Below are 25,391 nucleotides of genomic sequence, written 5' to 3'. Positions count from 1 at the left end.
GTTACTGTCGAAGTATGACGTTCGAGAGCACCTACGCCGATCGATTGGATGCGCTCGTGCTGCCCTGGCAGGGCGCCGACGCACCGAGTCCGCAGTTGCTGGTGTTCAACGACGCCCTCGCCGGCGAGTTGGGGATCCCCGACGTCGGTGTCGACGTTCTGGCGGGCGCCAGCGCTCCCTCCGGGGCCAGCCCGGTGGCCATGGCCTACGCGGGTCACCAGTTCGGCGGTTACGCACCGCTTCTCGGCGATGGACGCGCACTGCTGCTCGGGGAAGTGCCCGTCGGCGACGGGCGGGTGGACGTTCATCTCAAAGGATCCGGCCCGACGCCGTTCTCCCGCGGAGGCGACGGATTTGCCGTCGTCGGCCCGATGTTGCGCGAGTACCTGATCAGCGAGGCCATGCACGCGTTGGCGATTCCCACGACGCGTTCGCTGGCCGTGACGGCCACCGGGCGGGATGTGTACCGAAACGGGCCGGAGCCGGGTGCGGTGCTGACGCGCGTCGCGGCCAGCCACATCCGGGTGGGAACGTTCGAGTTCGCCGTTCGTCGGGACGGCCTCGTTCAACCGTTGGCGGACTACGCGATCGAGCGTCACTACCCCGCCGCGACGGGCGATTACCTGGCGTTCTTCGAGGCTGTGGTCGATGCACAGGCATCGTTGGTGGCCAAGTGGATGCTCGCCGGGTTCGTGCACGGCGTCATGAACACCGACAACACCACCATCTCAGGCCAGACCATCGACTACGGACCGTGTGCGTTCATCGACGGGTACGACCCGGCTGCCGTCTTCAGCTCCATCGACCAGGGCGGGCGGTACGCGTTCGGCAACCAGCCCGCGGTGCTGAAGTGGAATCTCGCGCGGTTCGGCGAGACCCTGCTGCGGCTGATCAGTGAGGTGCCCGACGACGCTATCGCCCAGGTCACCGCAGTACTGGAAAGTTTCGACACGCGGTACGACGGCTACTTCACGGCTGGAATGGCCTCGAAGCTCGGCCTGGCCTCACCGGACAGGAGTCTGATCGACGACTTCCTGGCGGTCCTGCAGGCCGAGGGTGCGGACTGGACAGGGACGTTCCGCATGCTGGCGAACTCGTTGAGGGCAGGAGTGGAGCCGGCAGGAACGACCGTGGGGGCAGGAGTGGAGCCGGCAGGAACGACCGTGGGGGCTGGATTTTTCGTTCCCTCGTGGCTGGCGGGGTGGGAGTCGCGGTGGCGTTCAGCGTTGGTCGGCGATCCCGCGGCCGTGGCCGATGCGATGGATCGTGTGAACCCGGTGTACATCCCGCGAAATCACCTCGTCGACGCGGCCCTCGTGGCTGCGACGGGCGGGGATATGAGCCAGTTCACGACGCTTCTCGAGGTTGTCACTCATCCGTTCGAGGTTCGTCCCGAGTGGGCGGAGTTCGCCGGACCGGCGCCTGCGGTCTTCGCGAGTGGGTTCCAGACGTTCTGCGGAACTTGACACTCGCCGCCGATTCTGTCTAGGTTTAGCCCACTTCGCGTGTGATCCAAGCCACCCGCGACTGGGTCATCCTTGGGGGATACGGTGAATCTGCGCGTCGTCACGGTCGTACTGTCTTTAGCTGCCGCGGTGTTGATTCCGGCGGCGACGGCATCGGCCGACCCGGCCCCGGACTTCTATTCTCCACCCGCAGAATTCGATTCGACTCCGGGCTCGCTCGTCCGCACCGAGCCGATCCCTCTCCTCGCGTCGTTTCCCGGCGCCGACGGCACCTGGCCCGGCAAGGCCCAGCGGGTCATGTATTCCTCACGGTTGCAGGACGATTCGCCGGTCGCCGTCACCGGGACGTACATCGAGGCAAGCCAGCCCTGGCGCGGCACCGGGGAGCGCCCCACGATCATCGTGGCACCCGGAACCGTCGGGCAGGGGGATCAGTGTGCACCGTCGAAGGCGTTCCAGACGGGACTGAATGCCACACTCGATCCGGTCTCGTTCTCGGCCAACCAGGAACAGCTCGCGGCGTCCGTCTGGATCGCACGCGGTGCGCGGGTGTTCGTCACCGACTACGTCGGTCTCGGCACGCCCGGTGTGCACACGTACGTCAACCGCATCGAAGAAGCACATGCAGTGCTCGACGCAGCCCGCGTCGCGAACGTCCTCAGTGGTACCGGAACGTCGACTCCGCTTGCGCTCTGGGGCTATTCGCAAGGCGGTGGCGCCGTCGCCGCGGCCGCGGAGATGCAGCCGACGTATGCACCGGAACTGAACGTCAAGGGCACCTGGGCGGGTGCACCGCCGGCGGACCTGTTGGCGACACTCGGGCAGGTCGACGGAACGCTCATCGGTGGTGTCATCGGATTCGCGGTCAACGGATTCGTTGCTCGCAGGCCCGAGTTGCTGGATCCCTTCAATGCCCGCCTCACCCCCGAGGGTAAAGCCGTCATGGCCGAGTTGAGCGACGCCTGCATCGGTGACGTCATCCTCCGCCGACCTTTCCTGCGGACCGAGACGTTCACCGCCGACCGACAGCCCCTGCTGGCCAATCTGCGCACGATTCCGGAAGCAGCACCGATCTTCGACGAACAGCGCATCGGCACCCTGACTCCGGCCACCCCCGTGCTGGTCACCAGCGGACGCAACGACGACACCGTCCCCTACGAGCAGGCCAGACAGCTCGCCGTCGACTGGTGCGACAACGGTGCCACCGTCGACTTCGTCAGCAACGACCTGCCGCCGATCCTCCCCGGCGCCGTCCTGCCCAACCACTTCGGCCCGGACCTCATCGACGGCTACGGCACCGGACTGGCACTGAACTACATCACCGACCGGCTCAACGACGTCCCCCTTGCCGGCGGTTGCCGCATCGGCTGACAGCCCGAGCCCCGTCCAACGGAGCGCTCCACTCGGAGCGCAACCCTCGTCGGAGCGAAAGTGGGGTTCGGTCCGTCTGACTGACCAGAGTCCGCTTTCGGTCCGGGGGGGAGGGGCTGACCCAGTCGGAGCGCTCCCCCTCGTCGGAGCGAAAGTGGGGTTCGGTCCGTCTGACTGACCAGAGTCCGCTTTCGGTCCGGGGGGAGGGGCTGACCCAGTCGGAGCGCTCCCCCTCGTCGGAGCGAAAGTGGGGTTCGGTCCGTCTGACTGACCAGAGGTCGCTTTCGGTCCGGGGGCGGGAGGGGATACGCAACCTCCCTGCTCAGCCGATGAGGCGTCTGCAACCCCGCGATGAAATTTTGACTAATTCCAGAAAACACGAGATTTTTGGGTCGGATCTGGTTATCGTCGGTGTCATGACGACGGACCTGAGCAATGCGGATCGGCTACGTGCAGCCGGTCTACGGGTCACGCAGCCTCGCATTGTCGTCATGGACGTTGTGCACAGTCATCCACACGTCGACACGGATACTGTTTTCACGCTGGCTCGTACAGTCCTGCCAGCGGTGTCCCGTCAGGCCATCTACGACGTTCTCGATGCGGTGACGGCCGTCGGTCTCATGCGTCGTATCCAACCGGCGGGTCATGTGGCCCGTTACGAGATGCGCGTCGGCGACAATCATCACCATGTCGTGTGTCGCAGTTGTGGTCTCATCTCCGACGCGGATTGTGCGCTCGGTGAGGCTCCGTGCCTGACGCCGTCCCACAGCCATGGTTTCGTCGTCGACGAGGCCGAGGTCACGTTCTGGGGCTTCTGTCCCGATTGCGCGACCAGATCTTGATCATCGCCAGGCGTTGATCACAGCCCGAAAATGCAGCCCACCGGAAAGGACCACGCGTGACCTCCGACGCCCGCCCACCCCACTCCGACACGAAGACCGACAGCACCAGCGAGAGCGAAAATCCGGTCATCGAGTCGCCGAAGCCCAAGAGCGGCGCTCCGCTGACCAACAAGGACTGGTGGCCCAACCAGATCGACCTGTCGATCCTGCATGCGCATACGTCCAAGTCGACGCCGCTGGGTGAAAAGTTCGATTACAAGGCAGAATTCGCGAAGCTGGACGTAGACGAGTTGAAGGCCGACGTCACGGCTGTGCTCACCGATTCGAAGGATTGGTGGCCTGCGGATTACGGCAACTACGGTGGTCTGTTCATTCGATTGAGCTGGCACGCGGCCGGTACGTACCGCGTGTTCGACGGCCGCGGTGGTGGCGGTCAGGGCGCGCAGCGTTTCGCACCGCTCAACAGCTGGCCGGACAACGCCAACCTGGACAAGGCTCGCCGCTTGCTGTGGCCGGTCAAGCAGAAGCACGGCAACAAGATCTCGTGGGCCGACCTGCTGGTGTTCGCCGGCAACGTTGCGCTGGATGCCATGGGATTCAAGACGTTCGGCTTCGCGTTCGGTCGTGAGGACATCTGGGAGCCCGAGGAAGTTTTCTACGGTCCCGAGGACAGCTGGCTGGGTACCGACAAGCGTTACACCGGCGAGCGTGAGCTCGCGAAGCCGCTCGGCGCGACCACGATGGGTCTGATCTACGTCAATCCCGAAGGGCCCGAGGGCGAGCCGGATCCGGTGAAGGCCGCGCACGACATCCGCGAGACGTTCGGCCGTATGGCCATGAACGACGAGGAGACGGCTGCGCTGATCGTCGGTGGTCACAGCTTCGGCAAGACGCACGGCGCCCGTCCCGCGGACAAGATCGGACCCGAGCCCGAGGGCGCACCGATCGAGCAGCAGGGTCTCGGCTGGAAGAACGGCCACGGCACCGGCAAGGGCGAGGATCAGGTCACCAGTGGTCTCGAGGTCGTGTGGACCAAGACGCCGACCAAGTGGGGCAACGGCTACCTCGAGAACCTGTACGGCTACGAGTGGGAGCTGCAGAAGAGCCCGGCGGGCGCATGGCAGTTCGTCGCCAAGGACGGCGCGGGCGCCGGTGAGATCCCGGACCCGTTCGGCGGTCCCGGACGCGCACCGACCATGCTCGTCACCGACATCTCGCTGCGTGAGGATCCGGTCTACGCCGAGATCACCCGTCGCTGGCTCGACCACCCGGAGGAGCTGTCCGACGCCTTTGCCAAGGCCTGGTACAAGCTTCTGCACCGCGACCTCGGCCCCATCTCTCGCTACCTCGGTCCGTGGGTTCCCGAGGAGCAGCTGTGGCAGGATCCGGTTCCGGCGGCGACGTCCGAGCCGATCGACGACGCCGATATCGCTTCGCTCAAGTCGAAGATCCTCGACTCGGGACTGACGGTGCAGCAGCTCGTGTCGGTCGCGTGGTCGTCGGCAAGCACGTTCCGCCACACGGACTTCCGTGGCGGCGCCAACGGCGCACGTGTTCGGCTCGAACCGCAGAAGAGCTGGGAGGCATCCGAGCCTGCCGTGCTCGCGGAGGTGCTGCCGAAGCTCGAGCAGATCCAGCACGATTTCAACGGTGCTGACGGACATCAGGTTTCGCTCGCGGACCTGATCGTTCTGGCCGGATCCGCGGCGATCGAGAAGGCTGCCAAGGATGCCGGGCACGAGGTGACCGTTCCGTTCACGCCGGGTCGCACGGACGCCTCGCAGGAGCAGACGGACGTCGAGTCGTTCGGATACCTCGAGCCCCGCGCCGACGGTTTCCGCAACTTCTACAAGAGCGACGAGGAGACGCCGGAGGAAGTTCTGTGGCTCGATCGCGCGTACCTGCTGAACCTGACCGCGCCCGAGGCAACGGTTCTGGTCGGCGGACTGCGTGCATTGGGCGCCAACCACAATGGCAGCAAGCTCGGCGTGTTCACGGACCGTCCGGGTGCGTTGACCAACGACTTCTTCGTCAACTTGCTGGATTCGGACACCGAGTGGAGCAAGGCCGACGACGGGTCCTACGTCGGGAAGACACGCAAGACCGGTGAGCAGCGGTGGACGGCCAGTGCCATCGATCTGAACTTCGGTTCGCACTCGCAGTTGCGGGCCATCTCCGAGGTCTACGCGCAGGCAGACAACGGTAAGAAGTTCGTCGACGATTTCGTCGCGGCCTGGGTCAAGGTCGCGGACAACGATCGGTTCGACGTCCGCTAGTCCCTTCCTCTAGTCCACGTCCGTGAGTGGAGGTACATCGATGTATCTCCACTCACGGAGTTTGGGTTCTTCCAACCCGGGAATTCCACGCTGTGTGAAGGCAATACGAGGACCGCAGTGCGCATCGCGGTGACCGGTGCGAGCGGAAACGTGGGCACCGCTGTTCTGCGGGCTCTTCAAAATGCGTACCCGGATGCGCAGGTCGTCGGGTTGTCTCGACGGCGCCCGCCCCAGGAGTCGCCCTTCGACGGCGTCACCTGGGTTCAGGTCGATCTTGCATCCGAGGACTCCGAGAAAACCCTGCTCGACGCCTTCAGTGGGGTCGACGCGGTGGTTCATCTCGCCATTGCATTCCAGCCCATGCGGGATCGTCGATATCTGCGGCGGGTCAATGTCGACGGCACCGCACGTGTGGCGCGGGCTTGTGAGGCTGCAGGCGTCGGACAGCTGGTTCATCTGTCGTCCGGTGGCATCTATGCGCCGGGGGCCTACGGCGTCGAGGTCGACGAATCCTGGCCCAGGACAGGGGTCGAGGCGTCCACGTACAGCATGGACAAGGCTGCTGCCGAGGACGTCCTGGACGGTCTGTCCACTCGAATGCGTGTTGCTCGTCTTCGTCCCGGGCTGATCAGTCAGTATTCGTTCGGCAGTGCGTTGTTGCGTTATGCGCTACCGGATCTCGTACCGTCCTCCGTCGTGGACGTCGTTCCGTTCCTACCCATCGACAGATCCTTCGTCGTTCCCGCAGTGCACAGCGACGACGTCGCCGACGCGGTGGTCAAGGTACTGCAGCGTCGTGCGTCGGGTCCGTTCAATCTTGCTGCCCCGACGCCGGTTCGGGCCGAGACGGTCGCGGATGCATTCGGTGTTCGAATCGTTCCGACCCCGAAGAGGGTGCTGTCGAGCGCTGTCCGGATAGGTTTCACGGCACACGTCCTGCCGATTCACCACGGTTGGGTGGAGCTGGCCTTCGCGACGCCTTTGTTGAACGCCACCCGTGCCCGCGACGAATTGGGTTGGCAAGCAAGAAAAGACGGTCCGGCAGTGTTGAGGGAGACGGTGCGCGGAATGCAGGACCGCGCGTTCGGCGACGGTCCGCCGATGCGGAAGAGGACCGTGTCGGACACGGCGCGGTCCTTCGTTCGCCGTGGATTCGTTTCCCGTGGGCGGCCGTCCTGAAGAAGCGTTCTCAGCCGTTTCTTTTCTCGGCGAGCAGGGCGAGACGTCGCAATGCCTCGGAATTGCGTGGATGCACCAACAGGTGCTGTACCGAATCGGGAACGATGCTGGCCGGCATGGACGACGCATGTTCGATCATTTCGATTGTGCAGCCCGACGCCTGAGGATGAAGACGCAGTGTGATGTGGGCTTTTCCGAATGGTAATGCGCGGGCTTCGAGCTGTAATTCACGTCCCTCGTGCATTCCGACAGCCCGAGTCTCGTCGCTCAACACTGCTGGCCAGACTCCGACGGAGTGGTGAATTTTCGATCCCTCGGCGGGCCATTTCTCGTCGACTGCGCGGATGCGGCTCGCCCCGACCACCCACGTGGCGTACGTCCACCCGTCGGCGAGCACTTCCCACACGTCGTCGCAGCTGGCGGTGGTCTCACGTGAGGTGGGCATGGGGAACGTCCTTCGCTGGGTAGATGTGCCCTGTACTACCCGCCGGCGACCTGTTTCACACTTCGTCGGGCACACGCCGCCGCAGGAGCCGTGAGGCTACGACGAGCGCCCCGACCATCGCGGTGACCAGGACCCCGTCGGACACGTCGAGAGCGAGTGCGATGGCGGTGAACAGCGTCGTCGCGCCGACGATGTCGAGCACTATCTTCGTCGGGAGGGCGTCGAGAAGTATCGACTCCTCGGATTGGTTGCTGTCGTCAGCGTGTGCAGCGCGGTCGAGCGTCATCGGTGAAAGTCCCTTCTTGTCCGCGACCACTGTTACCCGTTTCGGGTGGAATCAATCCTTCGCATTCGCGTACTCGCGTACCGAACGGTCGCCACGGCGGACTTTCGTCGATAACGATTCGTGGCCCGATTCTGCTTTTCCATTCGCTGTTGGATAGCCTTGAAGACAAATCCCTCGATACGAAAGGCCTCGCACCGTGGCGAAGCAGGTTATCTACGAATTGATCGATGACATCGATGGCACGTCGATCGACGAGGGTCAAGGGGAATCCATCGAATTCTCGCTCGACGGTGTCGACTACGTGATCGACCTGAAGAACAAGAACGCCAACGAGTTTCGCAAGAAGATCGAATTCTACGTCGAATACGCCACACGTGTCGGTGGGCGCAAGCGCAAGGCTGCACCGGCCGGTGCAGCACAGAGCGCGCCTGCTGTGTCCGCCCCGACCACGAAGCGTGATCCGGCACAGACTCGTGCGATCCGGCAGTGGGCCGCGGACAGCGGTTACGAAATCAACGACCGCGGCCGTATTCCCGCGGAAATCGTCGAGGCGTACGAAGCCGCCAACTGACAGCTGTTCTCAGCTTCTCGTGACGTCGATCGAGTTGTGCACCGCCACTGTCATTGCGCGATCGATTCCAATTTCTGGGTAAGAAATAGTAATTTCGAGATCGATCGCCGGCAGCGGGCTGAGAAAATACCGAGTACGTGCGTTGTGTGTTTTCCCACGGTGCAACCATGGTGTGCGACGGTCGCCGTCCTCGGGGGCGTAGTACAGCGAGCTCGTTCGGTTGGACACCACGGTGCCGTCGTCCAGGACGATGCCGAGGTACATCCCGTCACCGGCCTGCGAGACGACGTCGAACACCAGACCCGTGGGATGCACCCCGATGTTCTCGAGGTGGATGCGATGCGGCGACGAGGGAGGCGCGGGGAAAGTCTTCGGCGGGAGTGTTCGGAGTGCCCGAGTCCGCGGTGGCTTCCGGAAACTCGGAACGGTCGTGCGCGATCGGCGCGCCGATTCACGTTCGTTGCGGCGCTCGGCCAATCGCTCGATGTGCGCCAGTAGCTCTGGGTCGTCGTCGGGGACGAAGGCGTAGTTGATCCGCCGCACACCGGGGTCGTCGGGGTCGAGGTCTTCGACGAAGGTCACGGGAGCTCGGTGCTCATAGAACCCACAGCGCAGTCAGGGGCGGGAGGTGAAGGCGAGCGCTCCACCCAGGCCGCAGAGGGCGATACCTGCGGTGCCGTCGATGGCCATCCGGGCGCGCCTGCGTCGGAGAAGGCCCTGTAAATGCACGGTGATGACGACGAACAGCAGCCACCACAGTGCACCGAGGGCAATGTCCACCACCCCGAGCACGACGATCTGCAGGGTCACGGCCGCGGACGGGTCGATGAACTGTGGCAGTACGGCAACGAAGAACAGTGCGGCTTTCGGATTGAGGACGTTGGCGAGGAATGCCTGAGCCCAGATCCGCCCGGATCGGTCGGTGGTGTCCGGCGCGGGTCTGCCGCGTACGGCGTCGCGCAGAGATTGGACACCGAGGAACACGAGATACGCGGCCCCGAGGAGCTTGACGACGGTGAACGCCTGAGAGCTCGCGAGCAGTACCGCGGACAGCCCGAGTGCCGCCACGGTCATGTGGACCATCAGCCCGCTCTGGACGCCCAACGCGGCGCGCAGACCGTCGGCTCGTGATCGCGACGAGTGTCTGAGCACCACGAACCAGTCGGGCCCTGGAATGACGTACGCCAGCGCCGCGGCGATCGCGAAACCCCACAACATGTGTGTGTTCACGACTTCACCGTAGCGAAAATCGCCCCGTGTGGTCGACAGCCGACGCCCGTTCGAGTGTGTGTTTCGACGACGTCGAACGCTCCCAGCCGGTCCGTCAGCGCAGGTACGGGCCACCGATAGGCCGTCGTGACCGCGTGATCGAACGGGCCCAGTTCGGGCGCTTCGAAGAATCCGATCAGCAGGCTTCCACCTGGTCGCAGCACCCGTGCGAATTCTTCGAGCGGCGCGGCGATCTCGTCCGGTGTGTGGTGGATGAGGGAGTACCAGGCCAGGATCCCGCCGACGGGTCCCTGCAGTTTCTCGGCGACCCCGACGTCGAACCGTCGCCCTGGATACCTGCGAGACGCATGTTCGACGAACTCAGGCGTCGGATCGATCCCTCGAATATCGTGGCCGAGGGACGCGAGATGGTCCGTCCAGTGGCCAGGGCCGCAGCCGACGTCGACGATGGGCCCCGACACCGACGTCGCCCACTCGGTGACCAACTGCCGATCCGACGGATGCACCGCGCCCATCGAGTCCAGCAGGTGTACGTATTCGGCGACACGATCGGAGTAGGCGGTCACCGAGCAACGGTAGCCTTTCCGGCATGCGGAGCTGGGCGGTACCGAGCTCCGCGCCACTCCCATACTCAGCGTCGCTCGACGGGAATCCAGAGCTCGCCGCGTCCCGAAGTCCAGTCGGCGCTCTTCTCGGTGACGGTCAGCAGTTCCGGCCCCGGGACCACTTGGTAGGGGTTGGAAGGGAACCATTCGCTGAACGCATCGGCCCAGAGTTGTTGCAGTGCAGACTGAAAGTTCTCCGACGCCTGCGCCTCGAACACCACCCATTTCGACGGCGCCACCCGGAGCGAGTCCCACTCCGGATGGTGCGTCGACGACGCCACCGCGAAGTAGTAGTCGAACAGGCTCCCGTCTTCTCGATCCGGCTCGAATCCGTCACTGACGAACAAGATCTCGGGTAACTCCGGGACGTCGGCGACCGCTTCGAGCGCCTGCCCGGTTCCGGGTTTCAGGCTCTGGTGGAACTCCGTCATCGCAGTGTTCTCGCCCTGATACTTCAAGGGGATTCGCGTTTTTCTACCGACGATGTGGAATTCCGGCAGGTCGACTATTCGGTATCGCATGGTGCTCCGTCCTTCGATGGTCAGGTGAAATGTCACCGCTTGCTGCGAACGAAGGACTGCACCCGGCCTGCGTGCCGCCGATGGCGTCAGGCCGTTCATCTGGCGGAACGCCCGAGTGAAGGCGTCCGACGACGAGTATCCGTACTTGGATGCGACGTCGAGAATTCCGACACCGTCGAGAATCTCCGCCGTTGCCAACGTCATTCGGCGGGCTCGGATGTAGTGCGACAGCGGCATGCCTGCCAGCGCCGAGAAGACGCGTCGGAAGTGATACTGCGAGGTGAGCGTGATCCGCGCAAGCTCCGTCGCGTCGATCTCACCCGCCAAGTTGTCCTCGATGTAACCGAGAGCATCGTTCCACCGACCGAGCATGCCGTCCTGCCTTCCTTCGTTCTGACCGAAACGATAGGAGTGCTCCCAGTGTGGATTCTCGACTTTCCGTGCCGTGAACTGTCGGTGATGCTACCAATGCCAGGCGTCACCGCCGACGTTCTCGATGGTCTGCTGCAGCACTCGAATGGTCGTCGCGAAGTCCTCCGGGCTGACCCCCTGCATCCGTTCGGTGTGTAGGTCGCGTTGGACGTCGGCGGCGTCGCGGAACTTGTCGGCGCCCGCGTCGGTGAACGTCAGCCTGGTGTCTGTTTGCGTCACCCACCCCTTGTGCGTTGCGGAGTCGATGGCGTCGACGATCGCCTGTGGGGTGTCATTGTGGCCGATCAGCTCGATTGTCGCATCACGATCGACGCCTCCCGGGTGCAGAGAAAGTTGGTGCAGAAGCCACCATTCGGGTTGTGCCACATCGATGTCGCGGAGCGCGCCCTGGGTCCGGGTGCGGATCGCTTCACCTGCGCGGACGGTCCAGAATCCTATGGGTTGCTTTTCCGGCGGTTGCATGTCCCGTGTCGTGTTCATGTAGTCGACGGTAGAAGCTCGAGTGCACTCGAGGTCAAACGCTGCGTCAGGATGCATACTCGTGAGATGGCAGACGAGTTCACGTGGTCGCAGTTCTCGTCGATCGTGCTGATTTTCGTCTGTGTGCCGACCGTGATCGGCGGTTGTGCGGTGTGGTCAGCGCTGTGGTCGGAGAGGGCACGATTCGCCGGGCAGACGGGTAGTGGACGAGTGGGAGTGTGGGGCACCGGTTCGATTGCGTTCGTCGGTGGGTTCGTGGCGTGCACCGGATGGCTGAGCTGGTCGGCCGACTACAGGGGAGAGATCCGAGGGCCCGGATTGCCCGCGCCGAACCAGTTTCCGACGTGGCAGGTAGTAGCCTGCGGCGCAACGGTTGTCGGAGTGTGTTTCGGCGCAGCACGGCTCTCCAGGTGGGCCCGTGCCGGCGGGTTGGTCGCTGCCCTGGGCACCGCAGGGGGATTCACGACTGCATTTGCGGTCAGCGCGAGCACCGATTCGACAGGGCAGGCAGGCGTGGGAGTGTTGCTGTCCCAGGTCGGCTGGCTTGCGGCGCTGGTGGTTCTGATGCTGGTTCGCGCGAAGATCCTGACGCGCAATTCACGTACGCACCAGGGACCTACGCGTCGCACCGGTACCAGTGGGTGCGACGCGTAGGTCGGGTCCGCGAATCGAGCGTGGGGATTCGTAGCCCGAGTCAGCAGCTGACGTCGTCGTTCGGCATGACCCCGTCGACCAGGTAGTCGGTGATGACGTCCTGGGCGCATTGGTTCTGCCCGAGAGCGTAGACGCCATGGCCGCTGCCGTCGGCGGTGAGCAGTCGTGAGCGGTCGCCGAACATCTCGTTGATTCGTTCGCCGTTGCTGAACGGGGTGACCGGGTCACGCTGGTGCTGTGCGACGAGGATGTTCGTCGGACCGTCGGCCTCCACGGGTACGGGTGGTTCGGTGTGCTCGAGCTGCCAGTACGCGCAGGGCATGATGTTCGCGGCTGCGGCGCCGAACAGTGGGTTCTTCTCGCGGTCTTCTTCGATTGCCTGCTTGTAGACCTCCGGGTCGCGGGGCCATTCGACGTCGTTGCAGGTGACCGCCAGGAAGACCGACCAGGTGTTGTCGAATGCGGACGCTCCTTGTCCGACGGGTGGGCCCTCGGAGGGGAGTGTGTCCAGCGCTGTCCTCCACATCTGCGCCGTCGCGTCGTACGAGGCCGGGTTGTACAGCGCCACGAACATTCCGAGCCGGAAGCTGCGGCCGTCGAGTCCCTCGACAGGTTCGCGATCCAGCTTGTCGGCGATGGTGAAGTACGTCTGCCGTACTTCCTCCGGCGTACTGCCCAATCGGTACTGCTCGTTGCGCTCCGCTGCCCACTTCGCGAAATCGGGGAAGGTGTCCTCCATGCCTTCGGAGTAACTACGCATACCGTCGCGGTCGAGGTGTGTGTCACCGATGTTGCTGTCCAACACTATTCGGTCGGTCTTGTCCGGGAACAACGATGCGTACGCACCCCCGAGGGCGGATCCGTAGGAGTACCCGAGGAAATTGCCTTTCTCGTCTCCGAGTGCTTGGCGGATGCTGTCGAGGTCGCGCGCCATGTTGGCCGTTGTCACGTGCTTCATGCGGCCGTCGTCGCCTTCGGCGCAGTTCTCGGCGACGCGCCTCGCTACGGTGTTCTGTTCTTCGAATGCGCTGTCGTCGTAGGCATACGGTGGAACTGCCCCGCGATACTGGATGTCGTCGGTTATTCCGCAGTTGATGGGCGACGAGTGTCCGACTCCGCGTGTGTCGATGCCGATGAGGTCGTAACTGTCCAGTGTCTCCTGTGGTATTCCGCGTTCGACGAGGAACTTGGGTTGGTCCAGTCCGGTGCCGCCGGGCCCGCCGGGATTGAGCATGAGCGAGCCGCGTCGCTCGTCGGGATTCGTCGACGCGAGCTTGGAGATGGTGAGGTCGATCCGTTCGCCGTCCGGGTCATCGTAGTCGAGAGGTACGGGCACTGTCGCGCACTGCAATCCGGTGCTGTCGAAGCCGTCGGGGCAGGCCGCCCACGTGATCGGTTCGTTCTGTGCAGTCCAGTCGTATGAGGCCGAGGCGGGAGGTGGGAGTGCGTCCGTGTCCGGGGTGGAGGACGCCGAACAACCGGCGATCACCGCTCCGGACGCCGCGAGGATCAATGCTGGGCGAATCACTTTCATGGTGTGTTTCCTTTCGGTTCAGTTGGCCGCTGCGTCGAGCAGCCAGTGGTAGCGCAGGCGAAGGCCGCGCTCGATGCTGGCGACGGCGGTGGCAAGGGTGAGCGTGATGTTCAGCCACACCGGCAAGCTGACGGGTGAGGTGAAGACTCCGAGGGAGTCGGCGATGGGCGGTACCTTCGACACCGCGTCGGCGAGCTGCAGGAGCAGTAGCACGACTCCGACGATCAGCATCGTTGCCGATACCACCCCGATGGCGCGGCTGGCGGTCGGGTGGTGGCGGTCGAGGCGCGCCCGACGACCCTCTGCCGACGCGGGGTCCGGCACGAGCTGCTTCTCGGTACCGTCGTCGGCGATGAAGTGGCAGCGTTTGAGGCCGAAGCCGCTCATCGCGACGTCGATGATGCCGTCGTCGACGGTGAACGCCGCCGGCAGTTTCGATTCTGCGAGGTGGCGCCCGTCCCGGTAGAGGTCTGCCTTGACGTCTCCCGAGCTCTGGTTCTGCCAGTGCCTGACGTCGATCGCGTACTCCGTGTTCTCGCGCTTCAGGTAGAACAGCGCGCGGCCGGGCAGTTGCCACCAGCGAAATGGCTGTAGTCCGCGTCCGTCGCCCACTCGCACCCGGCGGGTGGCCCGGTGCTGTTTCCATTCGTCGAACACTGCTCTTCCTTTCCTGGTGAAAGCACTAGCACGCTGTACTGTCGTAAGCGATGAGCCGACACTAGCACACTGTGCTAGCACGGCGTGCTAGTCGAGTGGAAAGAGGGAGACGATGGCAGAGGTGCTCGATACGCGAGCGAAGATCATCATCGCGGCGTGCGAGATGATCGGCGAGGATCAGGCGTCGACGCTGAGCGTGCGCTCGGTGGCCGCGCGCGCCGGAGTGAGCATGGGGTCGCTACGGCACCACTTCCCGACGCAGCGCGCGCTTCGTGATGCTGTTCTCGAGACCATCTACGACGTGGTGACGACGGACGACCAGGTCATTCACGACGAGACAGTGCCGGCGCGCGACCGCTTGGTGCAGTGCCTGCGTCTGATTCTGAGCCCGCTCGTCGGCGACAAGGCGCGGGAGGCTTGGTTGAACTTCATGGCATCGTTCGTGGAACCCGAACCCACCGACCGGCTTCGCGCCTCGTACGCCGCGATCACCGACGAGGGTAGGCGGAGGGTCGAACACTGGTTGGGCGTCCTGGACAAGGAGGGAGCCCGCGCCGACGGCGACCTGGGTCAGCAGGCAATGTTCCTCAACACCGTCGTCACCGGCCTGTCGCTGGATCGGGCGGTGCCCATCGACCATTCGGTTCTGCACACCGAAACCGCCACACTGTATTTCGCAGTGGACGCGGTGCTGAAGGCCGCCTCCGGCGGGTGAGTCAGCCGGGGAGAATCCCCCCGAACCAGGTGGTCAGTGCGGCGGACAATCCGTCGTCGGTGCCCTCTCCCACCCAGGCGACGTAACCGTCCGGCCGCACGAGTATGGCTGTCGGCGCCGGAACTTCGCCGATCACGGGCAGTTCCCACGGCCCGTCGCATTGCGCGCGCACTCCGTTCACCGACGGCCCGGAGAATTCGAGTAGTACCGGCGCGGCAGAGTGCAGCAATTCGAACACCCTGGTCGGCCCGGTATCGGTGACGAGGTCCAGGTCCGGCATGCGCCGCCCCAGAAGCGGATGTCCGACGCCCATCTCGTAGGTCACGTCGAGCCCGGAGATCAACGCTGCCATACGAGTTGCCCCATCGCCGACGACTATCTCGTCGAGCAGATCCTTCATTGCCTCTTGCCGCGGGTCGGCTTTCTGGAAGAGCGATTGCGCCATCGTGTATTTCAATGCTCGTGCGCCGGCGGGGTGCCGTTCGGAATGGTAGGTGTCCAGCAGTGCGTCGCTGCTGGTGCCCCGCACTACCTGAGCCAGCTTCCACCCGAGATTCACTGCGTCCTGCAGTCCGAGACCGATGCCTTGGCCTCCCGTCGGCGAATGCACGTGTGCGGCATCGCCGGCGAGCAGGATTCGACCTTTCCGGTACGACGCCGCCTGGCGCGTGGCGTCGGTGAATCGGGACAGCCAGGTGGGTGAGTGAACGCCAAAATCGGTGCCGAACACCTCCACGAGACCGCGCCGGAGATCGTCGAGCGAGGGCTCGGTGCCTCGCTGTAGCTCCTTCTCGGTCAGTACCACTCTCACCGTGCCGTCGCCCATGGCGTGCAGGCCGTGAACACCGCGTTCGTCGATCTTCCCGGCAGTGGGAAGTTCTTCGGTGACGGATACGTCGGCGATCAGACTGCTGCGGGTGGCGTCGGGTCCGACAAAGTCGATTCCGGACTCCCGACGTACGACGCTCCGGCCGCCATCGGCGCCGACGACGTACTGCGCGTCCAGTCTCTCGCCTGAATCGAGAACGACTGCAGCGTTGTCGACGGCTGAACAGTCGACCGAGGTGACCTCGCTGGTACGTCTGATGGTCACGCCGAGTTCGAGGGCGTGTTCCAGCAGTAAACGCTCGATGTGATTCTGGAACAGCGCAAGGGTGTACGGATGGCGGGTGGGTAGCTGTCCGATGTCCAGCCGCGTACCGGCGAACGACGCCACCTGTACGGTAGTGCCCTCGTCGAGGAACCGTTGGGCTATGCCTCGCTGATCGAGTAGTTCGATTGTGCGGGAGTGTATTCCGCCGCCTCGGGAACCCACGAGGTCCTGGGACGAGCGTCGATCCAGGAGAAGGGCGTCCACCCCGGCCGATTTCAGTTCGGCGGCGAGCATCAACCCCGTCGGACCGCTGCCGACGATCACCACTTCATACACGACGACCTCGCTTTCGGGAGGGTACGAGTAGCGGGACGAGTCGAACGTACGCCACCATGCCGACCAACTCCACCAACGTCTGCGTCACCACGACCACCGCGGCTACCGACAGAGAATCCGGCAGAGCGAGCGCCAACGGCAGCACGACGAGCGAGTTACGGGTAGCGCCGGAGAAGACGAGCGCACGCGTCGCAGGTACGTCCTGGCGAGCGATCCGTCCCGCAGCCAGACCGACGAACGCCATGACCACCAGAAACGCGATGAATACGGCTGCGGCGGAAACAAGTTCCGTTCCGCGGTCACGAACCGAGTCGATCTGCGACGCGACCACCACCAGCAGCGTGGCCATCATCAACGGAACCATCGCTTTCGCTGCGGTGTCCATAATTGTCCGGCCGATCGCGTGCCGGCGTGCCACGGCCTGTGTCGCAGCCGCCGATCCGAGCGGAACGACGATGAGTAGGAAGAACGCGTGGACGAACGGCGTCACATCGATGACAGCCACGACGTCGGAGCCGACGAAAATCCACAGATACAGTGGCAGAAACGCGATTTGAAGCAGCATCAAGAGCGGTGCGGCGGCGAGCAGACGCTGTGAAGCGGCTCCCGCCAGTCCGCTGAACACGATGACGTAGTCGATGCACGGTGCGAGCAGCACCAGCAAGATCCCGACGAGAACGGCCTCGTTGCCGGAGACGAACCGCGTCAGAGCGAACACCACGACCGGTACTGCCACGAAATTCAGTACTACCGCAGCTGTCAGGAACCTACTGTCCTTCAACGCGTTTCCGATCGACGCGAACGGGACTGCGAGGAACGTCGCGTACAACAGCACGATCAGGACCGGGTTGATGGCGTGTTCGAACACCGGCGCCGACTGCGGTGACGCCAACCCCACCACGGCTCCCACCGTCAAAGCAGCCAGATACAGAGCGATCTGGTGCTTCTCGAGCCAGGTGTGCATATTCGTCACAGTAGTGGGCCGCGTCGTGTTCCGGTGTTCGGCTCCTACCGGTAGTCGAAACGGATGAACACTGTGTCGTTCGGCCCGTGGGTGCTCACGTGGGCTCGCACCTGATACACCTCCCAGATCAAATCCTCGGTCAGTACCGCAGCCGGGGTGCCCGCAGCGACCACTCTGCCCTGCGACAACACCACCATGTGGGTGCAGAACATCGCTGCGAGGTTGAGATCGTGCAACGCAACGACGCTGGTGATGGGCAGCCGGGAAACGAGGGACAGCAATTCGAGCTGGTGATGGATGTCGAGGTGATTGGTCGGTTCGTCGAGCAGAAGCTCGCGCGGTTCCTGGGCGAGGGCGCGCGCGATCTGTGCCCTCTGCCGCTCGCCACCGGACAGTTGGTGCCACAATCGGTGCGCCTTGTCGGTCAACCCGGTGTGTTTCAACGCAGCGTCGACTGCCTTCTGGTCCGCCGACGCATTACCGCCGAACGCGCCACGGTGCGGGATGCGGCCGAGCCGAACGACGTCTGCGACGGTGATGTCGAAATCCGTGTCGGCGTGCTGACTCACCACGGCAACGGCTTTCGCGATGTCGCGTCGACGCATGCCGGCCAGTTCCGCGTCGTCGAGCGTGACGACGCCGGACGTCGGCTTGACGGCGCCGTTCATCAGTTGCAGCAGTGAGGATTTGCCGGATCCGTTGGGGCCGAGCAGTCCGACGGTATCGCCGGGCGCCGGTGTCAGGGTCACCCCGTCGACGACGAGAGCACCCCCACGCTGCCACCGCACGTCGGACGCTGCGAGTGTCATGCGGACTTCTTCCGTCTGGCCAGGATGGCGATGAATGCAGGAACTCCCACCAGCGCCGTGCCGACGCCGACGGGCAGAGGCGTCGGCGCGAAGGCGACGCGGGAGACGGCGTCGACCCAGACCATGAATACCGCGCCCATCAGCGCGGTCACGGGGATCAGCCGGTTGTGTCGTGATCCGATGAGAAACCGTGCGGCGTGCGGCAGTACGAGGCCGACGAATCCGATGGCGCCTGCGACACTGACGAGCGTCGCGGTGATCAGCGCGGTGACGACGAGCAGTGCAGTACGTGCTGCGCGCACGTTGATTCCGAGGGAGGACGCCACCTCGTTCCCGAAGCTGAAGGCGTCGAGGACGAAGGCGTAATAGAAGCAGAGCGCGACTCCGACGGCGACCACCGCGACGCACAGGGCGACGTCGTCCCAGCGAACGCCTTCGAGTGATCCGAGCAGCCAGAACATGACGCCGCGGGTCTCGTCGGAATCGGCGAACGCGAATATCACGAGCGACGTCAACGCCGAGAAGAGTTGTGTGCTGGCCACACCCGCGAGGATGACCCGGTCGTTGTTTCCGCCCGACAGGTGGGCGAGCAGTAGGACGAGTCCGAACGCGACGAGGGCGCCGACGAACGCTCCACCGGACAGCCCCAGTGCGGCACCACCGATTCCGAGGATGCCGACGACGACAGCGCCTGTCGAGGCTCCCGAGCTGATACCGAGAACGAACGGGTCCGCCAGCGGGTTTCGCAGCAGCGACTGCATGATGACACCGCAGATGCCCAGACCACTCCCACAGGCGGCGGCGACGAGGCTGCGAGGTAGTCGCTCCTCCCACACGATCGCGTTCTTGGACACCTTCACCGGAATGTCGGTCAGACCCAGATGATTGGTGACGACATCGCGCACGTTGACCAGTGACACACTCGCAGGCCCCAGCGTCATCGCGATGGCGACCGATGCCACGAGCAGGGCGAGGCCGCCCACCAGAACGGCGGGCAGACCCAGCTTGCGACGTGCGGCAGGCGCCGTGGTGTTCAGGACTGTGGTGTTCAGGACTGTGGTGTTCAGGACTGCGGGCCCATCTCGCGCAGGCCCGCGGCGACTTTCTCGACACCGTCGACGAGCCTGATGGACGGGTTCATCTCGGCTCCGTGGAGGGAGATGTAGCGCTTGTCCTGCACAGCCTGCATGGTGTTGGTGACCGGGTCCGATTCCAGGAACGCGATCTTGTCGGCGAGGAGGTCGCCGGGGAAGCGCGCACGAAGCAGATCGCCGAGCACGAGCACGGACGGGCTGCGGTCGACCATCGTCTCCCACCCGACGGCAGGCCAGTCGTCGTCCAGGTCGGAGTAGACGTTGGTGGCCCCGACTGTCGTCGCGATCAGGTTGGCGGAGCCGAGTCCGCCGGCGACGTAGGGACTCTTGGTGTCGGCGAACCAGAACGCCATGGTCTCACCGGTCTCGGCCAGTTCGGCGGTCGCGGCGGTCATGCGATCCTGCAGTTCGGTGACCAGGGCGGCGCCGCGGTCCTGCACGTCGAAGATCTCGGCGAGCTCGGTGATCTCCTGGTAGAGCGCATCGACTGTCAAGGGGTTGGTTCTGGTGTTGCCGCCGTTGATGCTGAGGCCGTTGTCGCAGTCGGTCGGCGACAGGTAGGTCTCGGCGCCGGTCTCGGCGAAGCGGGCACGCTCGGCGACGCCGCCCTCCTTGAAGTGACGGCCGAACGACGCGGTGACGAAGTCGGGGTCGGCGTCGAGCACCACCTCGTAGGTGGGTGCGTTGTCGGCGAGGCGGGGGACGTCGGAGTTCGCCGCTTCGAGGTTCTCTCGCACCGGGTCGGTCCACGACGCGGTGCCGACCATGCGGTCCTGCAGGCCGAGAGACAACAGGATCTCGGTCGAATTCTGGTCCAACGACACCACGCGCTGCGGGGGAGCATCGACGGTGACCGACTCGCCGCAGTTGTCGAGGACGAGTGGGTAGGCCGTGTCGCCGTTGCCGCCGACGGCGTCGGAATCGGTGACGGCCTCGGATTCACCGCACGCGGTGAGAAGTCCAGCGACGACGGCCATGGCGCCGACGCGCCTGAGCAATGCACTCACGATGAACACTTTCTGGGACGGCACAATGCGTGAGTGGACGCGCCATGTCTGCGCGATCCACTCGCGCAGAACGTACGAGGCGACGAACGCGGATAGGCTAACCTATGCCGATCCCCGAAGTCATATCGCGCTGGGACTATTGAACGAACGAGGGGATTGATCGTGGCGGCGGGCGTCGACGGCCGACATTCGAGATGGCGCTGGTCGTTCATCACCGAGTTGGCGGGGGCAACCCCGACGATCCGGCTTCTCGTGCTGACCCAGATGACGTTCAACATTGGATTCTTCATGGTGCTGCCGTACCTGTCGGTGCACTTGACGTCCGATCTGGGGCTCGGTGCGGCGGTGGTGGGTGTGGTCCTCGGCATCCGCACGTTCTCTCAGCAGGGGCTGTTCTTCATCGGCGGCACCCTGGCGGACCGATGGGGTATCAAGCCGGTCGTTCTCGTCGGCTGCGGCATCCGGGTGCTCGGATTCCTCGGAATGGCGGTCGCAGGTTCACTGGCCGGTGTGGTCGTGGCGACGGTGGCCATCGGCTTCGCAGCCGCATTGTTCTCGCCCGCCGTCGAGTCCGCGATCGCCATCGAGGCGGGAAGAAGTGAGCGCGACGACGGGCCCAGCCGGGTCGAGACGTTCGCGCTGCTGTCGGTGTGCAATCAAATCGGCTCGTTCACCGGCCCGCTGATCGGATCGGTACTGCTGGTCGTCGACTTCCGTGTCGCCTGCACGGTCGCTGCCGTGATTTTCGTCGGCGTCATCGGAGCACACCTGAGATGGCTGCCGAACGAACCGGGCGAGCACCGAGGCGAGTCGTGGCTCTCCGGGTGGAACGACGTGGTGCGCAACAAGACTTTCGTGTTGTTCGCGGTCGCGATGAGCAGCCAACTGGTGGCGTACAACCAGCTGTATCTGCTGCTGCCCCTGGAGGTCGAACGGGCATGGGGATCGCAGGCAGTGCTGGGGTGGTTCTTCGCGATCTCCGCGGTGTTCGTGGTGTCCTCGCAGATGGGCATCACCCGCATGGTCGGCGCACGATCACCCCGGGTCACGTTGCCGGCCGGATTGGCAGTCATGGCACTGTCGTTCGTGGTCGTGGCACTGACGACTCCCCTCGGGCTCAGCGGGTTCGTCGGCCTGCTCCCGGCGGCAGGTTTCGTTGCCCTGCTCGCACTCGGGCAGATGATCGCCATGCCGCAGGCCCGTGACATCGTCCCGCGATTGGCCGGTGAGCGCAGACTGGGTGCCTACTACGGCTTCATGGCATCACTCGGAGGCATCGGCGTTCTGATCGGTTCGGTCGCAATCGGGGCAGTCATCGACGCGGCTCCATCGACTGGGTGGGGGTCGAGCACGCCCTGGCTCGTGGCCGCCGTCTTCCCCCTCGCCGGCGTCGTGGGTATCCGCTTGGTGCTGAGGAGCCTCCCTTGAGGGCTCGGGACCGGGCCTGAAGCTCCACTATTCGGTGCTGAAGGGCAGATCCAGGCATATGACGCAACAAATTGGAGCGTCAGGCACCCCTGGTAAGCCGGAATCCGAATCGGTACGCGATGATCCCTGCGACAGCCCCGAGCGCCGCACCTATCAGAGGGGCGAACCAGACGGCCCGTCGCAGGAACAGCCCCGATCGAACCTGGAACGAGATGTCCTGCGAGGTCTCGTAGGCGTCGTTCATCTGCACTCCCCGCATTGGTTCGTACACACCGTTGTACTCGACCTCGGAGGCGAAGTATGCCTGCTGAACGAGCTCGAGAACCGCAGGGAGAAGACCGACAACAGCACCGGTAAGGCTCAGCAGCAGCACGAGTGAACGCACGGTGCGTATCGTAACGAGTCGTGTCGGACGAGGCGTACGGACGGGTGACCGATCCAGAGCGGTTCGCGCCGCTGGTGACTGCGGCGAAAGAATTTGCGGACGATGTGGCGACACGGTTCGACGTCGATGTCACTTGTGTGGCCGGTGACCCGGGTTCGCAGGTGGTCGAGGCCGTTCACTTCGTACCAGCGCAGGACGATCAGGCGCCGTTGATCGTCTCGTTCACGTCGTTTCCCGGAGTGCTTCTCGATGTGGGTGCATCACAGCGAATCGCGTTGCCCGCGTGTGGGTGCGATGCGTGCGAAGAGGATGTCGAGAATCTGATCGGCCACCTGAACAGGTACCTCTCCGCTCTCGTCTCGGGGCAGTTTTACGAGCGCATTGTCGATTCGATGGTCGAGCACGTGTGGGAAGGCGGTAATTGGCGCAATTCGGGTCGTGGCCCGATTCCCGAGTTACGTGTCGCGATGCCCGAGGATGGGCGATGGAAGCGGTGGTCTCCGAAGTGACCGGTCAGAAGTCCTGCTCGAATCGGTACCAGTCTCCGTCGAAGTCGTAGAACTCGATGGCCTCGTCGTACTGTGGCCGGCCCGGCGCCGGGGGACCGTCGGGGAGGTAGCCGAATCCGATGGAGCCGCCCAGTCCGCTGTCGACGAAGACAAGGCACCCCGTCCCCAGTGGGCGGACGGCCACCACGGTGTAGACGCCGATTCGTTGACCCCCGGATGCGGAACGGCATTGCGAGACAGTCTCCGTCAGCGCGTCCTCGGATACTGCGAATGCAACGGTCCGGGGCAGCGACAACGCCACCGCGCCGACGGTGAGTAGTACGAGAACGGGTGCGACGACACTCCACCCCCGTGCCCGGTACTTGGACCAGCCGATGAGGGCGAATGCCGACCACAGCACCGCGATCACCACGAGCGGGACCACCGCGAGACCGAGGTACAGGCCGTTGGGACTGGGAGGCGTGAAGGCCCACAGAACGAGGCCACACCCGAGCGCTACCAGCACCGTGGTGACGGCGGACGCCCAGTTCCACCAGGTCCGATCGGATGCAGGCATGGTCGCCGACCCTACTTGATTCCACTCCGCGCGAAGGCCATAGGCGCTGTTGGACTCGGGTCCACATGTAGATCGACCCGCTTCGGTGCGGTGCAGGCCCCCGCTGTGGCAGGCGGCTGAACTTCGGTCGAGAGGTTCGATCTAGGGCCCGAACATTTCGAGGAACTGCTCGAGGGTGGGTACCGCGGGAGGTGCCGTGATTTCCGGGGACAGGTCGATGCCGCCGAGGGCGCCGAGGACGTCGTCGGTCTGGGCTGCGGCCGAGCCGTAGGTGTTGGCGGCGATCGAGAAGCCGTCGCCGATGGATGCGGAGGCGACGACGCTGGATGCGTCGTCGGCCCAGCCCCATTTGGTTCCGGTCACATCGACGAGCTCGCCTGTGCCCCAGTCCTGCTGGGTGCCGTCGGTGGCGACGGGACTCGATGAGTTCATCCATCCCAGGATCGGGCTGGCCGGGTCGGTTCTTTTCTTCGCTTCCAGGAAGCGGACGGTATCTGCAGTGCTGGTGTAGGAACTACCCCAGAAACCTCCGCGCGAGGTCGACGGCAATCCGAACTCACCGGCGGTGGCGTCGATGGCGTTCGGGTACTTCGAGTCCAGTGCGGACGCGGCGCCGTCGTCGCTGGATTGGATCATCCGTGCTGCGAGATCGCGGTCACCGGCCGACCCGTCTCCGTGTCGTAGTGCGTAGTCCGCCAGGTACAGCTTGACCGTCGACAACCCTGGTCGGGCGTCGTTCTCGTTGGCGGTTCCCAAGCGCAGTCCGCTGGGCGAGTGCGAGAAGGAGATCGAGGTCCGAGCAGGTACGTCGGCGAAGTTCTCGGGACCGGGGAGCGCCGACGCCGGTGCCGCCGCTGCGAATGCGCAGGCGACGGCGGCGAGGGGCGCGAGGGACAGGTGTCGTAGCGACGGCATGCACGGTGGTACCCCGTTATGGAACCGGTCAATCCGGACTCAGCGAAGAGCGTCCGCGATGCGGGGAACCAGAGTGTCGATGGCGTACGGAATCGACAGCACCGAGTTGTAGGTGATCGCGCCGCGCTGGTCGAGGGTGGCGGGAATGATCGCTCCGTTGCGGCCGGCGGTGGTGTTGGCGAACGAAGCGTTCTCGGCGACGATGTCGAATGTCTCGTCGGGTCCGAGGACGAGCAGGACGTCGGCGTCGAGCATGTTGACGTTCTCGGCCGAGAATTCGACGTAGAACGTGTCGCCGGTGTCGCCGTCGAGTACGGGCTGCGGCGTCGCGAACCCGAGGGAGGTGAGGAACTGTCCGCGTCCGTCTCCGGGGAGGAAGCCTGCGTACACGCCGCTGTAGGACATGACGGCGACGCCGGTCTTGCCTGCGAACTCGGGATGCGCGGCGACGGTGTCGGCGATCAGAGCGTCGGTCTCCTCGTTGAGCCGTACCCCTTCTTCCTTCATTCCCATTGCGGTGGCGATGGTTTCGGTTGCAGCAGCGCGAGGCACCGCATACGCCGCCGTACCCTCCGGCCGCGCGACGGTGGGTGCGATCTCGCTGAGCTTGTTGTACGTCGCCTCGTCGAACCCGGCGTTGAGGCCGAGAATCAGGTCGGGTGCGAGCTCGGCGATCTGCTCGAGGTTGGGTTCCGAGTCCGACTCGATGCGGGTGAGTTCGGCGTCGCCGACTTGTTCCTGCGCCCACGGGCCGAGCCCGGTTTCATAGAACGCGAAACCACTGTTTCCGACGGGAACGTGGCCGAGGGCGAGTACGACGTCGGCATCGGAGACCCCGAGGGTGACGATTCGTTCAGGCGTCGACGGCACTTCGGTGCTTCCGAAGACATGCTCGATGGTCACGGGGAACTCGCCGGTGGGAGCGGTGGACGTCGTCTCGCTTTCCGAGTTGGAACACCCTGTCAGAACGCCTGCGAGCAGCATCGCGCCGGCTATCGCTGCACCGATTTTCATCGAACTCATCAACCCGA

At 64.5% G+C, this 25,391-nt stretch carries 28 protein-coding genes; 10 read left to right on the top strand and 18 right to left on the bottom strand.

Going from position 1 to position 25,391, the window contains the following annotated elements; genetic code table 11:
• Positions 1–14: 14 nt before the first annotated feature.
• From CH293_RS07655 to CH293_RS07635, 5 genes are all read left to right on the top strand, one after another.
• A complete protein-coding gene (locus CH293_RS07655; RefSeq protein ID WP_094719861.1) occupies positions 15–1,466 on the top strand; it encodes a YdiU family protein in 1,452 nt (483 codons plus the stop codon).
• Between the two features lie 84 nt (positions 1,467–1,550).
• Complete coding sequence (locus CH293_RS07650) at positions 1,551–2,837, top strand: lipase family protein (RefSeq protein ID WP_094719860.1); 1,287 nt, start codon at positions 1,551–1,553, stop codon at positions 2,835–2,837.
• A 416-nt stretch (positions 2,838–3,253) separates the two neighbouring features.
• Positions 3,254–3,679: a Fur family transcriptional regulator gene (locus CH293_RS07645; protein ID WP_094719859.1), complete on the top strand. Its 426-nt coding sequence runs from the start codon at positions 3,254–3,256 to the stop codon at positions 3,677–3,679.
• 56 nt (positions 3,680–3,735) lie between these two features.
• A complete protein-coding gene (katG, locus tag CH293_RS07640; protein WP_094719858.1) occupies positions 3,736–5,955 on the top strand; it encodes a catalase/peroxidase HPI in 2,220 nt (739 codons plus the stop codon).
• A 117-nt stretch (positions 5,956–6,072) separates the two neighbouring features.
• Positions 6,073–7,134 (top strand): NAD-dependent epimerase/dehydratase family protein, encoded by a 1,062-nt coding sequence (locus tag CH293_RS07635; RefSeq protein WP_037111881.1) that lies wholly within the window; start codon positions 6,073–6,075, stop codon positions 7,132–7,134.
• Positions 7,135–7,144: 10 nt separating this feature from the next.
• Here the strand turns inward: CH293_RS07635 and CH293_RS07630 are convergent, their stop codons facing one another.
• Positions 7,145–7,579 (bottom strand): SRPBCC family protein, encoded by a 435-nt coding sequence (locus CH293_RS07630; protein WP_037111880.1) that lies wholly within the window; start codon positions 7,577–7,579, stop codon positions 7,145–7,147.
• 55 nt (positions 7,580–7,634) lie between these two features.
• Entirely contained in the window at positions 7,635–7,865 is a 231-nt protein-coding gene (locus CH293_RS07625; RefSeq protein WP_037112226.1) for a hypothetical protein, read from the bottom strand.
• Between the two features lie 196 nt (positions 7,866–8,061).
• Here CH293_RS07625 and CH293_RS07620 point away from each other — a divergent pair, with 196 nt between their 5' ends.
• On the top strand, positions 8,062–8,436 hold the full coding sequence (locus tag CH293_RS07620; RefSeq protein WP_037111878.1) for an Lsr2 family protein: 375 nt from the start codon (positions 8,062–8,064) through the stop codon (positions 8,434–8,436).
• Between the two features lie 9 nt (positions 8,437–8,445).
• Here the strand turns inward: CH293_RS07620 and CH293_RS07615 are convergent, their stop codons facing one another.
• From CH293_RS07615 to CH293_RS07595, 5 genes are all read right to left on the bottom strand, one after another.
• A complete protein-coding gene (locus tag CH293_RS07615) occupies positions 8,446–9,018 on the bottom strand; it encodes a hypothetical protein (protein ID WP_037111876.1) in 573 nt (190 codons plus the stop codon).
• Between the two features lie 33 nt (positions 9,019–9,051).
• Positions 9,052–9,666 (bottom strand): LysE family translocator, encoded by a 615-nt coding sequence (locus tag CH293_RS07610; RefSeq protein ID WP_094719857.1) that lies wholly within the window; start codon positions 9,664–9,666, stop codon positions 9,052–9,054.
• On the bottom strand, positions 9,663–10,232 hold the full coding sequence (locus CH293_RS07605; RefSeq protein ID WP_094719856.1) for a class I SAM-dependent methyltransferase: 570 nt from the start codon (positions 10,230–10,232) through the stop codon (positions 9,663–9,665). Before CH293_RS07605 ends, CH293_RS07610 begins: the two co-directional genes overlap by 4 nt.
• Before the next feature lie 65 nt (positions 10,233–10,297).
• Positions 10,298–11,164, bottom strand: coding sequence for a helix-turn-helix domain-containing protein (locus CH293_RS07600; protein WP_094719855.1), 867 nt, complete (start codon positions 11,162–11,164; stop codon positions 10,298–10,300).
• Positions 11,165–11,254: 90 nt separating this feature from the next.
• The gene (locus CH293_RS07595; RefSeq protein ID WP_037111871.1) at positions 11,255–11,704 is read right to left on the bottom strand and encodes a MarR family winged helix-turn-helix transcriptional regulator; all 450 of its coding nucleotides are present in this window, start codon (positions 11,702–11,704) and stop codon (positions 11,255–11,257) included.
• A 66-nt stretch (positions 11,705–11,770) separates the two neighbouring features.
• Here CH293_RS07595 and CH293_RS07590 point away from each other — a divergent pair, with 66 nt between their 5' ends.
• A complete protein-coding gene (locus tag CH293_RS07590; protein WP_094719854.1) occupies positions 11,771–12,358 on the top strand; it encodes a hypothetical protein in 588 nt (195 codons plus the stop codon).
• A 40-nt stretch (positions 12,359–12,398) separates the two neighbouring features.
• On the opposite strand, the gene CH293_RS07585 is transcribed toward CH293_RS07590, so the two are convergent.
• Positions 12,399–13,892 carry an alpha/beta hydrolase gene (locus tag CH293_RS07585; RefSeq protein WP_094719853.1) on the bottom strand — a complete coding sequence of 498 codons (1,494 nt, stop codon included), beginning with the start codon at positions 13,890–13,892 and terminating at the stop codon, positions 12,399–12,401.
• An 18-nt stretch (positions 13,893–13,910) separates the two neighbouring features.
• The gene (locus CH293_RS07580; protein ID WP_255122757.1) at positions 13,911–14,549 is read right to left on the bottom strand and encodes a hypothetical protein; all 639 of its coding nucleotides are present in this window, start codon (positions 14,547–14,549) and stop codon (positions 13,911–13,913) included.
• A 112-nt stretch (positions 14,550–14,661) separates the two neighbouring features.
• On the opposite strand from CH293_RS07580, the gene CH293_RS07575 reads away from it, so the two are divergent.
• Complete coding sequence (locus tag CH293_RS07575) at positions 14,662–15,264, top strand: TetR/AcrR family transcriptional regulator (protein ID WP_094719851.1); 603 nt, start codon at positions 14,662–14,664, stop codon at positions 15,262–15,264.
• 1 nt (position 15,265) lies between these two features.
• Here the strand turns inward: CH293_RS07575 and CH293_RS07570 are convergent, their stop codons facing one another.
• From CH293_RS07570 to CH293_RS07550, 5 genes are all read right to left on the bottom strand, one after another.
• Complete coding sequence (locus tag CH293_RS07570) at positions 15,266–16,693, bottom strand: FAD-dependent monooxygenase (RefSeq protein WP_094719850.1); 1,428 nt, start codon at positions 16,691–16,693, stop codon at positions 15,266–15,268.
• The gene (locus tag CH293_RS07565) at positions 16,686–17,657 is read right to left on the bottom strand and encodes an arsenic resistance protein (RefSeq protein ID WP_094719849.1); all 972 of its coding nucleotides are present in this window, start codon (positions 17,655–17,657) and stop codon (positions 16,686–16,688) included. Before CH293_RS07565 ends, CH293_RS07570 begins: the two co-directional genes overlap by 8 nt.
• A gap of 44 nt (positions 17,658–17,701) precedes the next feature.
• The gene (locus CH293_RS07560) at positions 17,702–18,466 is read right to left on the bottom strand and encodes an ABC transporter ATP-binding protein (RefSeq protein WP_019665682.1); all 765 of its coding nucleotides are present in this window, start codon (positions 18,464–18,466) and stop codon (positions 17,702–17,704) included.
• A complete protein-coding gene (locus CH293_RS07555) occupies positions 18,463–19,428 on the bottom strand; it encodes an iron ABC transporter permease (RefSeq protein ID WP_094720082.1) in 966 nt (321 codons plus the stop codon). Before CH293_RS07555 ends, CH293_RS07560 begins: the two co-directional genes overlap by 4 nt.
• A 101-nt stretch (positions 19,429–19,529) precedes the next feature.
• A complete protein-coding gene (locus tag CH293_RS07550) occupies positions 19,530–20,591 on the bottom strand; it encodes an ABC transporter substrate-binding protein (RefSeq protein WP_094719848.1) in 1,062 nt (353 codons plus the stop codon).
• A 138-nt stretch (positions 20,592–20,729) separates the two neighbouring features.
• Here CH293_RS07550 and CH293_RS07545 point away from each other — a divergent pair, with 138 nt between their 5' ends.
• Complete coding sequence (locus CH293_RS07545; protein WP_241483864.1) at positions 20,730–21,995, top strand: MFS transporter; 1,266 nt, start codon at positions 20,730–20,732, stop codon at positions 21,993–21,995.
• A 79-nt stretch (positions 21,996–22,074) separates the two neighbouring features.
• Here CH293_RS07545 and CH293_RS07540 read toward each other — a convergent pair whose 3' ends face one another.
• Positions 22,075–22,380: a hypothetical protein gene (locus CH293_RS07540; protein WP_141217156.1), complete on the bottom strand. Its 306-nt coding sequence runs from the start codon at positions 22,378–22,380 to the stop codon at positions 22,075–22,077.
• Between the two features lie 20 nt (positions 22,381–22,400).
• Here CH293_RS07540 and CH293_RS07535 point away from each other — a divergent pair, with 20 nt between their 5' ends.
• Positions 22,401–22,889, top strand: coding sequence for a DUF6226 family protein (locus tag CH293_RS07535; RefSeq protein ID WP_094719846.1), 489 nt, complete (start codon positions 22,401–22,403; stop codon positions 22,887–22,889).
• 4 nt (positions 22,890–22,893) lie between these two features.
• Here CH293_RS07535 and CH293_RS07530 read toward each other — a convergent pair whose 3' ends face one another.
• The 3 genes from CH293_RS07530 to CH293_RS07520 all read right to left on the bottom strand — a co-directional run bounded on the left by CH293_RS07530 (position 22,894) and on the right by CH293_RS07520 (position 25,383).
• The gene (locus tag CH293_RS07530; RefSeq protein WP_094719845.1) at positions 22,894–23,445 is read right to left on the bottom strand and encodes a hypothetical protein; all 552 of its coding nucleotides are present in this window, start codon (positions 23,443–23,445) and stop codon (positions 22,894–22,896) included.
• A 141-nt stretch (positions 23,446–23,586) separates the two neighbouring features.
• The gene (locus tag CH293_RS07525; RefSeq protein ID WP_094719844.1) at positions 23,587–24,360 is read right to left on the bottom strand and encodes a hypothetical protein; all 774 of its coding nucleotides are present in this window, start codon (positions 24,358–24,360) and stop codon (positions 23,587–23,589) included.
• 39 nt (positions 24,361–24,399) lie between these two features.
• Positions 24,400–25,383, bottom strand: a complete 984-nt coding sequence (locus CH293_RS07520) for an ABC transporter substrate-binding protein (RefSeq protein WP_094719843.1) — start codon at positions 25,381–25,383, stop codon at positions 24,400–24,402.
• Positions 25,384–25,391 lie beyond the last annotated feature (8 nt).

The organism is Rhodococcus sp. 14-2470-1b, from assembly GCF_002259415.1.
In the GTDB taxonomy this organism is placed as follows: domain Bacteria; phylum Actinomycetota; class Actinomycetes; order Mycobacteriales; family Mycobacteriaceae; genus Rhodococcoides.
The sequence above is the reverse complement of the archived record's forward strand: the minus strand, read 5'-3'. Positions and strand labels throughout refer to the sequence as shown.

Coding starts and splice junctions, on each gene's coding strand:
- CH293_RS07585 (WP_094719853.1), bottom strand. CDS start 13,892: ATGAAAGTGATTCGCCCAGCATTGATCCTCGCGGCGTCCGGAGCGGTG.
- CH293_RS07530 (WP_094719845.1), bottom strand. CDS start 23,445: ATGCCTGCATCCGATCGGACCTGGTGGAACTGGGCGTCCGCCGTCACC.
- CH293_RS07600 (WP_094719855.1), bottom strand. CDS start 11,164: ATGCTCGGTCGGTGGAACGATGCTCTCGGTTACATCGAGGACAACTTG.
- CH293_RS07575 (WP_094719851.1), top strand. CDS start 14,662: ATGGCAGAGGTGCTCGATACGCGAGCGAAGATCATCATCGCGGCGTGC.
- CH293_RS07565 (WP_094719849.1), bottom strand. CDS start 17,657: ATGCACACCTGGCTCGAGAAGCACCAGATCGCTCTGTATCTGGCTGCT.
- CH293_RS07590 (WP_094719854.1), top strand. CDS start 11,771: ATGGCAGACGAGTTCACGTGGTCGCAGTTCTCGTCGATCGTGCTGATT.
- CH293_RS07625 (WP_037112226.1), bottom strand. CDS start 7,865: ATGACGCTCGACCGCGCTGCACACGCTGACGACAGCAACCAATCCGAG.
- CH293_RS07655 (WP_094719861.1), top strand. CDS start 15: ATGACGTTCGAGAGCACCTACGCCGATCGATTGGATGCGCTCGTGCTG.
- CH293_RS07595 (WP_037111871.1), bottom strand. CDS start 11,704: ATGAACACGACACGGGACATGCAACCGCCGGAAAAGCAACCCATAGGA.
- CH293_RS07525 (WP_094719844.1), bottom strand. CDS start 24,360: ATGCCGTCGCTACGACACCTGTCCCTCGCGCCCCTCGCCGCCGTCGCC.
- CH293_RS07560 (WP_019665682.1), bottom strand. CDS start 18,466: ATGACACTCGCAGCGTCCGACGTGCGGTGGCAGCGTGGGGGTGCTCTC.
- CH293_RS07645 (WP_094719859.1), top strand. CDS start 3,254: ATGACGACGGACCTGAGCAATGCGGATCGGCTACGTGCAGCCGGTCTA.
- CH293_RS07520 (WP_094719843.1), bottom strand. CDS start 25,383: ATGAGTTCGATGAAAATCGGTGCAGCGATAGCCGGCGCGATGCTGCTC.
- CH293_RS07630 (WP_037111880.1), bottom strand. CDS start 7,579: ATGCCCACCTCACGTGAGACCACCGCCAGCTGCGACGACGTGTGGGAA.